This is a genomic window from Rothia endophytica (assembly GCF_039543885.1).
Taxonomy (GTDB): Bacteria; Actinomycetota; Actinomycetes; order Actinomycetales; family Micrococcaceae; genus Rothia; species Rothia endophytica.
The window spans coordinates 296083-309318 of sequence record NZ_BAABKP010000002.1; the positions used below are offsets into that span (position 1 = coordinate 296083).

Annotated in this window: 14 protein-coding genes; 8 read left to right on the forward strand and 6 right to left on the reverse strand. The window is 57.2% G+C overall.

Annotated features, from left to right (window positions below; all coding sequences use genetic code 11):
• Positions 1-143 precede the first annotated feature (143 nt).
• The 4 genes from ABD982_RS07870 (at position 144) to ABD982_RS07885 (ending at position 4682) form a co-directional block, all read left to right on the forward strand.
• Positions 144-1262 (forward strand): 5-(carboxyamino)imidazole ribonucleotide synthase, encoded by a 1119-nt coding sequence (locus ABD982_RS07870; RefSeq protein ID WP_425570035.1) that lies wholly within the window; start codon positions 144-146, stop codon positions 1260-1262.
• Positions 1263-1284: 22 nt separating this feature from the next.
• Positions 1285-1914 carry a 5-(carboxyamino)imidazole ribonucleotide mutase gene (purE, locus tag ABD982_RS07875; RefSeq protein WP_345446232.1) on the forward strand — a complete coding sequence of 210 codons (630 nt, stop codon included), beginning with the start codon at positions 1285-1287 and terminating at the stop codon, positions 1912-1914.
• A gap of 156 nt (positions 1915-2070) precedes the next feature.
• A complete protein-coding gene (locus ABD982_RS07880) occupies positions 2071-3645 on the forward strand; it encodes an LCP family protein (protein ID WP_345446233.1) in 1575 nt (524 codons plus the stop codon).
• Positions 3646-3662: 17 nt separating this feature from the next.
• Positions 3663-4682, forward strand: a complete 1020-nt coding sequence (locus tag ABD982_RS07885; RefSeq protein WP_345446234.1) for a lipid II:glycine glycyltransferase FemX — start codon at positions 3663-3665, stop codon at positions 4680-4682.
• Positions 4683-4738: 56 nt separating this feature from the next.
• Here the strand turns inward: ABD982_RS07885 and glpX are convergent, their stop codons facing one another.
• Complete coding sequence (gene glpX, locus ABD982_RS07890) at positions 4739-5734, reverse strand: class II fructose-bisphosphatase (protein ID WP_345446235.1); 996 nt, start codon at positions 5732-5734, stop codon at positions 4739-4741.
• Between the two features lie 191 nt (positions 5735-5925).
• Here glpX and ABD982_RS07895 point away from each other — a divergent pair, with 191 nt between their 5' ends.
• The 3 genes from ABD982_RS07895 (at position 5926) to ABD982_RS07905 (ending at position 8819) form a co-directional block, all read left to right on the forward strand.
• Positions 5926-6627 (forward strand): DUF4245 domain-containing protein, encoded by a 702-nt coding sequence (locus ABD982_RS07895; RefSeq protein WP_345446237.1) that lies wholly within the window; start codon positions 5926-5928, stop codon positions 6625-6627.
• 84 nt (positions 6628-6711) lie between these two features.
• The gene (locus ABD982_RS07900; RefSeq protein ID WP_345446239.1) at positions 6712-7335 is read left to right on the forward strand and encodes a carbonic anhydrase; all 624 of its coding nucleotides are present in this window, start codon (positions 6712-6714) and stop codon (positions 7333-7335) included.
• A 77-nt stretch (positions 7336-7412) separates the two neighbouring features.
• A complete protein-coding gene (locus ABD982_RS07905; RefSeq protein ID WP_251380661.1) occupies positions 7413-8819 on the forward strand; it encodes a class II fumarate hydratase in 1407 nt (468 codons plus the stop codon).
• Positions 8820-8961: 142 nt separating this feature from the next.
• Here ABD982_RS07905 and ABD982_RS07910 read toward each other — a convergent pair whose 3' ends face one another.
• The 3 genes from ABD982_RS07910 to ABD982_RS07920 are packed head-to-tail and all read right to left on the reverse strand — an operon-like array spanning position 8962 to position 10770.
• Positions 8962-9444, reverse strand: coding sequence for an NUDIX hydrolase (locus tag ABD982_RS07910; protein ID WP_251380660.1), 483 nt, complete (start codon positions 9442-9444; stop codon positions 8962-8964).
• A gap of 27 nt (positions 9445-9471) precedes the next feature.
• A complete protein-coding gene (locus ABD982_RS07915) occupies positions 9472-10002 on the reverse strand; it encodes a prepilin peptidase (protein WP_345446244.1) in 531 nt (176 codons plus the stop codon).
• 6 nt (positions 10003-10008) lie between these two features.
• Positions 10009-10770: an isoprenyl transferase gene (locus ABD982_RS07920; RefSeq protein WP_345446246.1), complete on the reverse strand. Its 762-nt coding sequence runs from the start codon at positions 10768-10770 to the stop codon at positions 10009-10011.
• Between the two features lie 152 nt (positions 10771-10922).
• On the opposite strand from ABD982_RS07920, the gene trhA reads away from it, so the two are divergent.
• Positions 10923-11672 carry a PAQR family membrane homeostasis protein TrhA gene (gene trhA / locus ABD982_RS07925; RefSeq protein ID WP_345446247.1) on the forward strand — a complete coding sequence of 250 codons (750 nt, stop codon included), beginning with the start codon at positions 10923-10925 and terminating at the stop codon, positions 11670-11672.
• 74 nt (positions 11673-11746) lie between these two features.
• On the opposite strand, the gene ABD982_RS07930 is transcribed toward trhA, so the two are convergent.
• Complete coding sequence (locus ABD982_RS07930) at positions 11747-12088, reverse strand: hypothetical protein (RefSeq protein ID WP_345446250.1); 342 nt, start codon at positions 12086-12088, stop codon at positions 11747-11749.
• Positions 12089-12175: 87 nt separating this feature from the next.
• Positions 12176-13135: a mycothiol conjugate amidase Mca gene (gene mca, locus ABD982_RS07935; RefSeq protein ID WP_345446332.1), complete on the reverse strand. Its 960-nt coding sequence runs from the start codon at positions 13133-13135 to the stop codon at positions 12176-12178.
• Positions 13136-13236: the final 101 nt, after the last annotated feature.

Genomic DNA, 13236 nt, shown 5'->3' on the forward strand with positions numbered 1-13236 from the left:
TTACGTATTTGCTCACAGGTCACCCTGTCGTGACCCCTAGGACAGGCTTTTACAAGCGGTAGTGTGACCGGTACCCTAAAAGAGTGACTTTTCCTGTAACTGGCCCCAAAATCGGTGTCATCGGAGGCGGGCAGCTTGCCCGCATGATGGCACCCGCTGCAACCGAACTCGGTCTAGAACTACAGGTTCTAGCTGAATCTGATGATGTTTGCGCCACCCGCGCTGTTCCCTACGCCCCGGTGGGCGACTACAGGGACTTTGATACCCTGCGCGAGTTCGCTCGCGGCGTCGATGTGCTGACGTTTGATCACGAACATGTGCCCACCGATTTCTTGCAACGGCTCATTGATGATGGCGTCAACGTTCAGCCCCGACCTGGCGCCCTGGTCCATGCCCAGGACAAGTTAGAGATGCGCAAGGCGGTAGACCGCCTGGGTCTGCCCAATCCCACCTGGGCTGAGGTAAAGACCCTCAACGAACTACTGGTCTTCGGCGAAGAGACCGGCTGGCCCGTCGTCCTTAAAACACCGCGTGGCGGGTATGACGGCAAAGGCGTATTGGTGCTGGATGACGCCGACCAGGCGCGCCACCAGGCGGCTACCTGGTTTGATCAGCTGTCCGAACGCACCGATTTTTCATCCCTCCTCGTTGAAGAAAAGGTACCCTTTACCCGCGAACTTTCGGCTCTGGTAGCCCGCCGAGATTCCGGTGAAGTACGTGCATGGCCGGTAGCTGAATCTATTCAAGTGAACTCGGTCTGCGATGAAGTGATTGCTCCTGCCCCGGGTCTCTCTGAAGATCTCATGAGGGCAGCTACAGCAGCCGCTGTTCAGGTCGCCACCGAACTAGATGTTACCGGTGTCATGGCAGCTGAACTCTTTGAAGTGCCCGGCTCTGCTGCCGGTTTCATGGTCAATGAGTTTGCTATGCGCCCCCACAATTCTGGGCACTGGACCCAGGACGGATCTGTGACCAGCCAGTTTGAACAGCATCTGCGCGCAGTTGCCAACCTTCCTTTGGGAGATACCTCCCTCAAGAGCGATTACGCTCTGATGAAAAATTTCTTGGGTGGAGAAAATCAAGACATCTTCGGTGTTTACCCCCAGGTTCTGGGCAACGACCCTGCTGCCAAAATGCACTTCTACGGCAAAGAGCCCAAGCCCGGGCGCAAAATCGGTCACATCAATATGATAGGTAGCAACCTGCCCACTATGCGGCAGCAGGCAACCACGGCAGCTCACTTACTCACCCACGGCGCCTAGCCATTACTTCAAGGAGACGCTCATGAGCTCACCCTACGACTCATCTAACCCCATCGTCGGCATCGTCATGGGCTCTGACTCTGACTGGCCCGTCATGGAAGCCGCAGCCCAGGTGCTCGAAGAATTCGGGATTCCTTACGAAGCTGATGTGGTCTCAGCCCACCGCATGCCTGAGGACATGATTGATTACGGCAAAAAAGCCCACGAACGCGGCATCCGTGTCATTATTGCCGGAGCAGGCGGTGCTGCCCACCTGCCGGGTATGCTGGCTGCAGTGACTCCCCTGCCGGTCATCGGCGTCCCGGTCAAGCTCAAGAGCCTAGAGGGCATGGATTCTCTGCTGTCCATTGTGCAGATGCCCGCCGGAGTGCCCGTGGCTACTGTTTCCATCAACGGTGCCCGTAATGCAGGTCTGCTGGCTCTGCGTATCCTGGGCAGCGGCGATGATAGCTTTGCCCGCCAGGTGCGCTCAGACATGATCGACTTCGCGGCTTCACTGCGCCAGACCGCCATGGACAAGGGCTCAGCCCTGCGCGCTAAAGTCACCGAACGCATCGAGGACGCCGCTGAAGAAGCCGGCGAGCGCCCTGACCCCGCACACCCAGCTCCCGATGCATCAGAAAGTGATGCTAAAGCACCCTACGCCCCCTAAAGAATAGCGTTGTACTTGTGAAGTGTGCCTCCTCTTCAGGGTTTAGCCCCCTTGTACAGGTGGTACACCCAGATTCTTTAGCTAATGTGGTGAGGCAGAGTTTTTCTCTGTTAGATAAAGAGCATATTGGTGCTGTTCAGCCCAGGGGAGGCCATCGTGTCAGATCAGCGTGATTCTCAACCCGTTCATCCGATTAGCGGGATGCGTAGCCGTGGTCAGAATCTGGGCAAACCCAATCTGACTGATCCTTTGCATCACCCAGAAGCAGCTTCACCTGCCCTGCGGTCTAAAAGAGCATGGCTGTTTCTGCTGCTCACTTTGGTCTTACCCGGTTCTGTTCAACTGATGACCGACCGCAAGGTGGTAGGAAAGCGGGCACTGGCCGTGACTCTCACGGTGTGGGCTCTCATCATTCTTATGCTGGGGCTTTGGCTGATGCGCCGCACCATGGTGCTTTCGCTGTTTACCAATACCTGGTTTCTCTCCGCCTTCGCCCTCCTCCTGCTGTCTCTAGCCGCAGGCTGGGTGTATCTCTTCCTCGATACTCTGCGTGCTATCCGTCCAAGTCTGCTGGCCGGTAAGCACCGCACCCTGGTAACCCTTTGCCTGATTGCAGCAATTTTTGTCACCGGTGGTGGCTTGGGCTACGGCGCCTACATCACTTGGGTAGGCAGGGGAGCTCTCGGTTCTATCTTCGCTGACGGCGCTCTGAATGAGAACGAGGGCCGTTACAACATTCTGCTCATGGGAGGGGACGCCGGCGAAGACCGGGTGGGCCGCCGCCCGGATTCTATGACGGTAGTCAGTATCGACGCTTCAACCGGGCAGGCCATCACCATCTCGGTGCCGCGCAACCTGCAGAACGCAATCTTCGAGCAGGGTTCCCCTCTCTGGTCTGTTTACCCAGAGGGCTTCAACTGTGGAGACGAGTGTATTCTCAACGCTCTCTACCCTGATGTCACCGCTAACTACCCTGACCTGTACCCGGAGGCAGAGGATCCTGGCGCTGAAGCTACCATGGATGCGGTATCAGGGGTTTTGGGGATTACGGTTGAGAACTACCTACTGATTGATATGAGCGGTTTTGAGCAACTGGTGGACGCCCTGGGTGGAATCACCATTGATGTTGGAGGTTACGTTCCCATTGGCGGGGGTACCAACGAGCTCACGGGTGAGCCCAACCCCATTGACGGCTACATTGAGCCAGGTGTGCAGAAGCTAGATGGTTTCCATGCTCTCTGGTATGCCCGTTCACGAGAGGGCGCCTCGGATTACGACCGTCAGGCACGCCAGCGGTGCGTTCAGGCTGCTATGCTCAAGCAGCTTGACCCTGCTAATGTGCTGACCAAGTTCGCCGATATCACTGCAGCAGGTGAGCAGGTGGTGGAAACCAATATCCCTCAAAGCGGTTTATCCCAGCTGGGTGATGTGGCGCTGAAGTCCAAGGACTACGATCTGATTCAGTTCGCCGCTGGGCCGCCCTACTTCAGCGAAGATTTCCCGACCTACCCAGACTTTGATCAGCTCCATGCAGCAGTAGAAAAAATGATTTCTGAGTCGGCCCAGGGTATCGCCCCCACGGCCACCACGGCGCAGGGTGGGTCTTCTACCTCTGAAATAGCTGACACCGATACAAGCACAATCTCTGACGCTGTAACGGTTGAACCTGTGTCCTTCCGCGCGCAGCTAGCCAGTGAGCTCTCACCCAATGGCACCTGCTCCGTTCCCTAACCGGTAGACTGAACGCCATGAGTAACATTCTGCAGTCAGATATTTGGGCTAAACTTCAGGAACATAATGGGCACACGGTAGTGCGGGGTTCGGGCGAAGGCTGGAACTACATGGCAACCGTTGAAGGTGGCTCCACAGGGCGTTATCTTTACTCCCCCTACGGTCCTGAGGCAGAGAATGCTGCAGCCTTTGATGCGGCCATAGCCGATATGAAGAGAGTTGCTGCCGAACACAAGTGCTGGTTCATTCGAGTGGAGCCAACTAACGACAGGATCTGGGGCCAGCAGAGCGGCGAAGCTTTCTTGGCAGCGCGAGGGTTCAAACTCTCCCCCCGCCAGATTCAGCCCGGTCATACCCAAATTATTGACCTAACCCTCTCCGAGGATGAACTTCTCAAGGGCATGATTTCATCCAACCGAAACCTGCACCGCAATATCCATAAAAAGGGTGTGACGTTTGAGAAGTCTCAGAACCCCGAAGACGTCAAAATTCTTCTGCACTACCTCAACGAGACCGCAGAGCGCCTTGGCTTTAATCGCCAGCAGGACGACTACCTGATGAACGTGGCTAAGGTTTTGATGCCCGAGGACGCCGCCACTCTCTTTATCGTCAAGGTTGACGGCGAACCTATCGGTGCTTCCCTCTGCTACGACTCAGACGATACCCGTGTCTACGCCCATACTGCAGTTAGCTTTGATCACCGCAAGCTCAAAGCTGGTAACCCGCTGCTCTCCACCATCATAATGGATGCTAAGGAGAAGGGCCTGAAATATATGGATCTTTTCGGCATTGCTCCCAATGATGACCCTAACCATGAGTGGGCAGGTTTCACGCAGTTCAAGAAGTCTTTTGGCGGCGAATCAGTGGCTTTCCCCGGAACCTGGGATTTACCCGTATCAGCTCAGGGTTATCGCGCTTACCAGGGTATTCGAGCCGCTCGTGAGGGCCTAGCTCAGGCTAAGAAGCTGGCCCAGACCAAGGTGCTACCGGCCGCGCAGAAAACGATGTCCACCGTTCGTACCAAGGTCGGCAAGTAGAACTGCGGTTAACCCATAAAAAACGCCCCAGCCACGTGGCTGGGGCGTTTATGGTATTAGCGGGACATGATACCGGCTACGTTGGTGAGGTAGCGTGAGAGCTTGTGCTCAGCTTCGATGAGTCGCACGGTGCCTGAGAGCGAGCGCATAACCAGCGACTGGGTGGTGACGGTGTCGCGACCATAGCGCACACCGCGGAGCAGTTTGCCGTCGGTGATACCTGTAGCTGCGAAGAAGCAGTTATCGGTAGTTACCAGGTCATCGGTATTCAGCACGGCGTCCAGGTCATGACCAGCGTCGAGGGCTTTCTGGCGCTCGGCATCATCTACGGGCGCCAGACGTCCTTGAATGACGCCGCCGGTTGCCTTGATAGCGCAGGCAGCGACAATACCTTCGGGGGTGCCGCCGGTGCCCATCATGAGATCCACACCGGTGCCTTCGCGGCAGGCTGCGATGGCACCAGCCACGTCGCCATCCAGAATCATGCGGGTGCGAGCGCCGGTGGCACGAATATCTTCAACCAGCTTGGCGTGGCGTGGGCGGTCGAGCACACAGACGGTGAGCTGGTTGATATGTGTGCCTTTAGCTTTAGCCACCAGGTGTAGGTTTTGTTTGACCGGTAGGCGTAAATCCACCATGTCGGCGGCTTCGGGGCCGGTGACCAGTTTTTCCATGTAAAAGACGGCTGAGGGGTCAAACATGGTGCCGCCTTCAGCAACCGCGATGACTGAGAGGGCGTTATCCATGCCCAGGGCGGTGAGGCGGGTACCGTCGATTGGGTCTACCGCAACGTCGAACTTAGCGCCGCTACCATCACCGACCTGCTCACCATTGAAGAGCATAGGGGCTTCGTCTTTTTCGCCTTCACCAATGACTACGGTGCCGTTGAAGTGAACCGTCTTCAGGCGGGCGCGCATGGCATCTACCGCGGCTCCGTCTGCCATGTTTTTGTCTCCAGCACCTACGAGCGGGCCGGAGGCGATGGCTGCGGCTTCGGTAGCACGCACTAGTTCGAGAGCTAGGTTACGGTCTGACATGTAGGGTTCGATCATCTTCTCACCTTTGAGTTGTTGCTCCGGGGCACCTTGGCATACTGGTCCCGGTGTGGCTATGTGCCTCTATTTAGCCTACTCTCTTCTAGGCTTTGTTAAGGAACATTTACGGAAGCCCCGATGAGGGTGAGGTAGGTCATGGGCAAGAGGTATCTTCGATTTCTATGCTCTGGTAGGTCATACTAGAAAGCGTGACTTCATCGAACAATACTCCCGATTTCCATCCCTCAGCGCAGCCTGCCGACGCCCCCGCGTCTTCTGATGCGCAAAGTGGTGAGCAGGTGCTGCCTCAGATTACTGAAAAGCAAGCAAGGCGTATTAACGCTCCGGCGAGAAACATGATTATTTCGATGGTGGTGATGTTGCTGCTCATCATCCCCGTGCTCTGGCTAATGCCACAACCTAACAAGAACCCCTACCGGCCCACCGTAGATGTGCCGGTCGTTGCTTACGAAGCAAGCCGTGAGGCAGGTTACCACGTGGCTGCGGCCGAGCAGGAAGGCTGGCACTACAACTACGCTCGCTGGAACACCGGCGCTGCAGACGGCATCAATTACTGGTCCAGCGGTCAGGTGACCCCCAGCAACCATTTCATCGAGCTGGTCCAGGCTCAGGACGCCAACCCCACCTGGGTTGCGCAACAGGTAGGCAATGCAGTGCCCGAAGCGCAGGTTCAGATGGCGGGGACTGAGTGGGAAGTGCGCTCCCAGGTTGACCCTGATGATAAGAATAAGATCACCACCAACTATATCGGAGAGCTTGAAGGCACTACGGTCATCATGATGGGTGAAGCAGAAGCTCCCGAATTTGAATCTCTGGCAGAAGCAACGGTCGCTTACCTGAAGGCTCCGTCTTCTACTGCCTCGCCCACTCCTTCTAGCGGCATTGGATAAAAGTTAGGTGTGTCATACTATTTTTGGTAGCTTAGCTTGCTAGCTTAGACCCTAGAAACACTGCTTCGTAGAGAAGAGAACATTGTGAGCCTGATTGCAACACCGCAGCAAGCTTGGGAGCGACTGTTAGAAGGCAACGAACGCTTCGTGGCCAACACCAGCTCCCACCCCCGCCAGGACGCCGCCCGGCGTGCTGAGCTAGTCAACGGACAACACCCTTTTGCCGCTATTCTGGGCTGCGGGGATTCACGTCTAGCCGCCGAAATCATTTTTGATCTGGGCTTGGGAGATGCGTTTGTGGTGCGTACCGCTGGTCAGGTGCTCGATGATGCGGTGCTGGGCTCCCTTGAATACTCAGCAGCTGAACTCGAAATCCCCCTCATCATGGTGCTGGGGCATGACTCCTGCGGCGCAGTCACTGCCACCCGTAATTCACTGATTTCTGGCACCATGCCTCCAGGGTTCATCCGCAACCTCGTCGAAGGCATCTTGCCATCGGTGATCTCCCCCGACCTACCCGTTGATGCCACCATTAATGAGATGGTCATTGAACACACCCGCCAGACCGCTGCCCGCATCGCCGAGCAGTCAGCCATCATTCGTGAGGCAGTCGAGGGTGGAACCGTGGCTGTCATTGGCGTCTTCTACCACCTCTCCGACGGTAAGGCCGAGCTGGTCTACTCCAGCTCCCCCAGCATCACCGATTAATCCTGCGGCATGGTTTTCTGCCGTCATGTTGCGCTCCAATGCGACAGGCGTCACTGCTTCGTACTAAAATCGTGGGTATGGCTGAAAACACTGAATACCGCATTGAACACGACACTATGGGCGAAGTCCGCGTACCGGTAGATGCCCTCTACCGCGCGCAAACCCAGCGTGCCGTGGAAAACTTCCCCATCTCAGGTCAGACACTGGAGTCTGCCCACATCCGCGCCCTGGCCCTCATCAAGAAAGCCGCTGCAAAGGCTAACGAAGAACTGGGCGTACTCGATGCTGAGCGCTCCACCGCTATCCAGAAGGCCGCAGACCTGGTCGCCGCCGGCGAGTACGATGCACACTTCCCCATCGATGTGTTCCAGACCGGTTCTGGCACTTCGTCTAATATGAACACCAACGAAGTACTGGCAACCCTTGCCAACCGTGAGCTTGAAGGCTCCGAGGCTGAGGTGCACCCCAACGACCACGTCAACGCGTCCCAGTCCTCTAACGACGTCTTCCCCACTTCTGTACACGTGGCAGCGACCGAAGCGCTGATCAAAGACCTGGTGCCCGCTCTTGAGTACCTTGCTGAGTCACTTGAGCGCAAGGCTGTGGAGTTCAAGGACGTCGTTAAGTCCGGCCGTACCCACCTGATGGACGCTACCCCCGTGACCCTGGGCCAGGAGTTTGGCGGCTACGCAGCGCAGGTACGCTACGGTGTTGAGCGAATCCACGCCTCCCTGCCTCGCATCGCAGAGGTCCCTTTGGGCGGTACCGCTGTTGGAACCGGCATTAACACCCCTGACGGCTTTAGCGCCCGCGTCATTGAACTTCTGGCGGAAGAAACCGGTCTGCCCCTGACCGAGGCGCGCAACCATTTTGAAGCCCAGGCAAACCGTGACGGCCTGATTGAAGCCTCCGGCCAGCTGCGCAACATCGCCTACTCCTTCATGAAGATCAACAATGATATTCGCTGGATGGGTTCAGGGCCCAACACCGGCTTGGGCGAACTGCACATCCCCGATTTGCAGCCCGGCTCCTCGATTATGCCCGGCAAGGTCAACCCCGTGATCTGTGAAGCCGCCATCATGGTAGCAGCCCAGGTCATCGGTAATGACACCACTATCGCCCTTTCCTCTACCAACGGCGCCTTTGAGCTCAACGTGGGCATACCCGTCATGGCGGCTAACCTCCTGCAGTCCATCCGTCTGCTGGCCAACACCTCACGCGTTATGGCTGACAAAATGATTAACGGTCTTGAAGCTAACGTGGAGCGTGCCCGCTTCCTGGCAGAGGCCTCCCCCTCTACCGTGACCCCTATGAACAAGCTGATTGGTTACGAGGCAGCAGCCAAGATCGCTAAGTACTCGGTGGCTAACAAGACCACCGTGCGCGAGGCTGTCATTGCCCTGGGCTACGTGGAGCGCGGCGAAGTGACCGAGGCTCAGCTAGACGAGGCCCTGGACGTCACCAAGATGCTGGGCAACTTCTAAGCCCTCCCCGGCCTCTACCAGCCCTTCAAGGGAAAGCGCGGTGCGCGCCTGCCAAACCACAGCAGATGAGCACCGTGCTTTCTTTTTCGCTAGGCTAGGCTGGCCTCCAACGAGAGCCTTGGGCTAGCACCATCGAATCTTCTTAGACAGCCTCGAAACCAAACCGTGCACCGTCCCGATAGTTGAGGGCAGCGTCAATACGGTCTAACATACGCGCCCCGCAATAATCAGCGAGCTGTTCTACCGGCACCCAGCGCACCTGGCTGGACTCTTCATCGTTGACGCGCGCTTCGCCCGAAATGTAACGGCAGTAGAAGGTGTGGTCTAAAAACTGACAGCGGTCGCCATTGGTGAACTGCTGAGGAGGGTCAGCCTTAAGCTGGGCAAAGGCGACCACCTCAATCTTTACGTTGGCTTCTTCTTGTGCCTCCCGCAGGCAGGTTAGCGCGGGGTTCTCCCCAGGGTCTACAATGCCGGTGACCGGCGTCCAATTGCCATTATCGGAGCGTCGCACCAGCAGAATATCCCCGCTATCGCGCTGGATGACGGCAGTGGCGCCGGAGAGCCAGAGCAGTTCACTGCCGATTTTCTCTCGCAGGGAGGTAATGAATTCTGGAGTGGGCATGAGCGCCCCTTTCGTAGGATGCAGGGGTCAGGCGGGGAAGAATACTGCCAGCGCCGTGCCCAGCAGCATGAAAGGACCAAAAGCGATATGAGTCTTGGTGTTGGCACGGCGGGCGATGACCAGAGTCAGTGCCCAGAGCCCACCGAATAAGAAGATAAGCACGTTACCCCACAGCAGGTTAGTGGATGAGAAAAAGCCCAAGAGCATGCCCAGCACACCGGCGAGCTTAACGTCGCCGAAGCCCAGAGCGCGGCGGGAGGCTAGACGCATCATCCAGTAGAAGCCCATCATCAGCATCCCGCTGTAGGCTATCTCGCGGGCATCGTTAAAGGTGTTTGACCCCAGAAAGGCAACAGCAAAGAGAGGCGCTCCCACTCCGGCATACATGGGTAGCACCAGTCGGTCCGGCAGGCGGTGTTCCCTCACATCGATAGCCCAGAGCTTCCAGGCAGTGACCAGAAAGTAACCCAGCGCCCACACCAGCAGAAGGGCTGAGGCGCCAGCACGCCAATCCCCGTTCAACCCCCGGGCGGCGAAATCCGCAATGATTGTCAGCATCGGGCTCTAGGAGCCGAAGCGGCGTTGCCGCTGGGCGTAGTCACGTAGAGCGCGCAGAAAGTCAACGCGGCGGAAGTCCGGCCAGAGTGCCTCGCAGAAGTAGAACTCCGAGTAGGCGGACTGCCAGGTCATAAAGCCCGAAAGTCGCTGCTCACCGGAGGTACGAATCAGCAGGTCGGGGTCCGGCATACCGCTGGTGTAGAGATGGCGGGAAATATCGTCAATGGTGATACTCTCAGAGAGCTCTGCCAGGGATGCACCACTGGTAGCAGCCTCTCGCAGAAGGCCACGCACGGCGTCGGCGATTTCCTGGCGACCGCCGTAGCCCACCGCCACATTCACCTGCAGGTCCTGCACGTTTTCGGTCTGGGCAGTTGCCCCTTCAAAGGCAGATCTCAGGCTATCTGGCAACGACTCCAGCTGACCCACCGCTCGGATGCGGGCCAGCCCAGAATCAGCCAATTGACCGATAAACCCTTCAATAACCTCCACTAAGTCAGTGAGCTCTTCGCTGCTTCGTTTGAGGTTCTCGGTTGAAAGCATGTAGAGGGTGACCATCGGAATTCTAAGCTCAGTGCACCACCCCAAAAATTCGATAATGCGCGCAGCGCCGGCCTGGTGCCCGTGCTTGGTGCTTTGACCTGACAAAGCCGCCCAACGGCGGTTACCGTCCACCAGAACACCGATGTGCTGGGGCAACTTTTCAACTGGCAAGGAGGCCGCCAGCGACCGCTCATACACCGTGTAGAGGGGTTGAGGTAGTTTCATGCTGGCTCCTGACCGATCAGAGAGGTTTTTCACTACCCTATTCTAGCCCTTTGCCCTGGTGCCGGGCGCTGTCCCATCAGCCCACAGCTCAAGATCACTGCACGTCCCGGCATCTACTTTTCACCAGAATTTATACCTGCCATACTAAATATATGGAAAAGACCACCAACTCACCGTCCTCCGGCCAGCAGGTAGCACCTCATGACCGTTACCACGGGGTCATGGAGCGTCTTAGCGAAACCCAGCACGAAATCATGGAGTTCTACCGTCTCAACGGTAAACCTAAAATGCGCGGCTGGATTCATGCGGCCTTTGCGCCCGTGGCCTTTGTTGCCGGCATCGTCCTCATCGCCCTTTCAGGGGGCGGACCGCTTGCTCTTGCCTGCGCCGTTTTCGCCCTCACCGGCGTGCTGCTCTTTGGTGTCTCGGGCATGTACCACCGTGGCTTCTGGCCGGCTAAAGCACGAATGCTGCTCAAGCGGCTGGATCACGCGAACATTGCCCTACTCATTGCCGGCACCTATACCCCCATCGCACTCACTCTGCTGAGCGGAACCAAGCAGGCAGTCCTGCTCTGGACAATCTGGGGGTGTGCACTATTGGTGGTGCTCTTCCGCGTACTCTGGACGGGTGCTCCCCGCTGGCTCTACACCCCGATCTACATGGTGATGGGTCTCTTAGCGGTTTTCTTCCTCGGTGATTTCTGGCAGGTATCACCTGCCGCCATGATACTGATTGCCACAGGCGGTGCCTTCTATATCGTTGGCGCAATATTTTACGCCAGCAAGTGGCCGCGCATGTCCCCCTCCATCTTTGGTTTCCACGAACTTTTCCATGCCTGTACCGTGATCGGTTTTATTCTGCACTACATTGCGGTCATGCTGGCAATTTTCGCTGTCTAGTCCAGGAGCATAAGAAAAACCTGGCACCCCATGTGGGGCTGCCAGGTTTCTTTTATGACCTTAGGGCACGGTATCTAGTGCGGGCGGCGCAAATGATCCTGCGCTACCACCGCTTCATCTTTGACAGTGGGGTGCACTTCAGGGGTAGCGACCTGAGCAGCGGATGCCGCGGTCTCGGCCTTCGCTAGCTCCTCAGCTTCACGGGCAATGGCGTATTCGCTCCGATAGCGCAGACGGCGAGCGCGGCGGGTGAGGTCAAGACCCAGCATCACGATGACCACAGCCAGCACGAAGGTCACTCCGAAACCGACGATCCCGGGAGACCCGCGGAAGGTGCCATCAGGGTTAACCGTGGTGATGACGGTGGGGGTCGCTTCTGCTGCAACGGTGAGGGCTACAAGGGTCAGAGATGACACGGTTGGGCATCCTTAGGGTCGTGGAACGTAAAAAGCGCTTAAGCCTATCTTCCCATTATAGGTGGTGGGGAAGATAGCTCACCCTTCTTAGCGCGCTGCGTAATCAATACCTGCTGCGAAGCAGGTTTCTGGCAGCTGGGAGCTGACTCTACTGAAAGCAAGTACGTAGTCTTCAAAGGGCCAGATTTTGCTTTGGTCCTGGGGGCTGATAGCAAAGAAGAGGGAGTCGGGAGCAATCTGTGACTGATGGGCCAGTAGAGCTGCATCTCGCTGGTCAAAGTGATCTGCCGCAAGGATGCGGGTGGTGGTTTTGTGGCGGGAAACCGGTGGGGTGTGCCCCTTGCCGTCACCTTCCATTGCCTCAGCTACCCAGCGGGCGAAGGGTGATTCGTGCCCCTGCTCCACCAGGTAGTTGTGAAAAGTCGTCATACGATCAGGGCTGAAGGTACGATCGTAATAAATTTTGGAGACTTCCCAGGGCGCACCGGTCCCCGGATAGGCGGTGGAGTCTCCGGCTTTATCGTAGGCCTCCATAGCTACCCGGTGGCTCATAATGTGATCCGGGTGGGGGTAGCCGCCGATCTCATCGTAAGCGAGGATCACGTGGGGCTTGAAGTCCCGCACTAGCCGAATGAGAGGCGCGGCGGCCTGTTCAAGGGGTAGCGTTGCGAAGGAGCCAAAAGGTAAAGGCGGCAGGGGGTCACCTTCAGGGAGACCGGAATCGACAAATCCCACCCAACGGTGCTCTACACCCAGAATTTCAGCGGCTTTTTTCATCTCGGACCGTCGAACTCCCGGTAGGTCGCGGTGAGCTGCCGGGTTGCTATCAACCTCAGCGTTCAAAATATCGCCGCGTTCACCACCTGTCATGGATGCAACCATCACGCGCGCTCCGCGCTGAACATAAGCTGCCATGGAAGCGGCGCCCTTAGAGGACTCGTCATCGGGGTGAGCATGCACTGCTAAGATGCGCAAACCGGTGTAGTCTTCCTCAAGCGGAGCAAGGTGCGCGCGATCAAAGAGAGGTTGTGACTGAGGTGTAATCATCATGATGCTTTCGGCGCTAGGAGGTGAATCGGTGAATGAGAAACGGTATCGTAGGAGTGGTGACCCGCTGTTTTGCTGTGCTCAATTCTAGCGAAAGAGCC

Excerpts from the sequence above, each read along its gene's own strand:
- ABD982_RS07870 (WP_425570035.1), top strand. The coding sequence starts at position 144 with ATGATGGCACCCGCTGCAACCGAACTCGGTCTAGAACTACAGGTTCTA.
- purE (WP_345446232.1), top strand. The coding sequence starts at position 1,285 with ATGAGCTCACCCTACGACTCATCTAACCCCATCGTCGGCATCGTCATG.
- ABD982_RS07885 (WP_345446234.1), top strand. The coding sequence starts at position 3,663 with ATGAGTAACATTCTGCAGTCAGATATTTGGGCTAAACTTCAGGAACAT.
- glpX (WP_345446235.1), bottom strand. The coding sequence starts at position 5,734 with ATGATCGAACCCTACATGTCAGACCGTAACCTAGCTCTCGAACTAGTG.
- ABD982_RS07905 (WP_251380661.1), top strand. The coding sequence starts at position 7,413 with ATGGCTGAAAACACTGAATACCGCATTGAACACGACACTATGGGCGAA.
- ABD982_RS07910 (WP_251380660.1), bottom strand. The coding sequence starts at position 9,444 with ATGCCCACTCCAGAATTCATTACCTCCCTGCGAGAGAAAATCGGCAGT.
- ABD982_RS07915 (WP_345446244.1), bottom strand. The coding sequence starts at position 10,002 with ATGCTGACAATCATTGCGGATTTCGCCGCCCGGGGGTTGAACGGGGAT.
- ABD982_RS07920 (WP_345446246.1), bottom strand. The coding sequence starts at position 10,770 with ATGAAACTACCTCAACCCCTCTACACGGTGTATGAGCGGTCGCTGGCG.
- trhA (WP_345446247.1), top strand. The coding sequence starts at position 10,923 with ATGGAAAAGACCACCAACTCACCGTCCTCCGGCCAGCAGGTAGCACCT.
- mca (WP_345446332.1), bottom strand. The coding sequence starts at position 13,135 with ATGATTACACCTCAGTCACAACCTCTCTTTGATCGCGCGCACCTTGCT.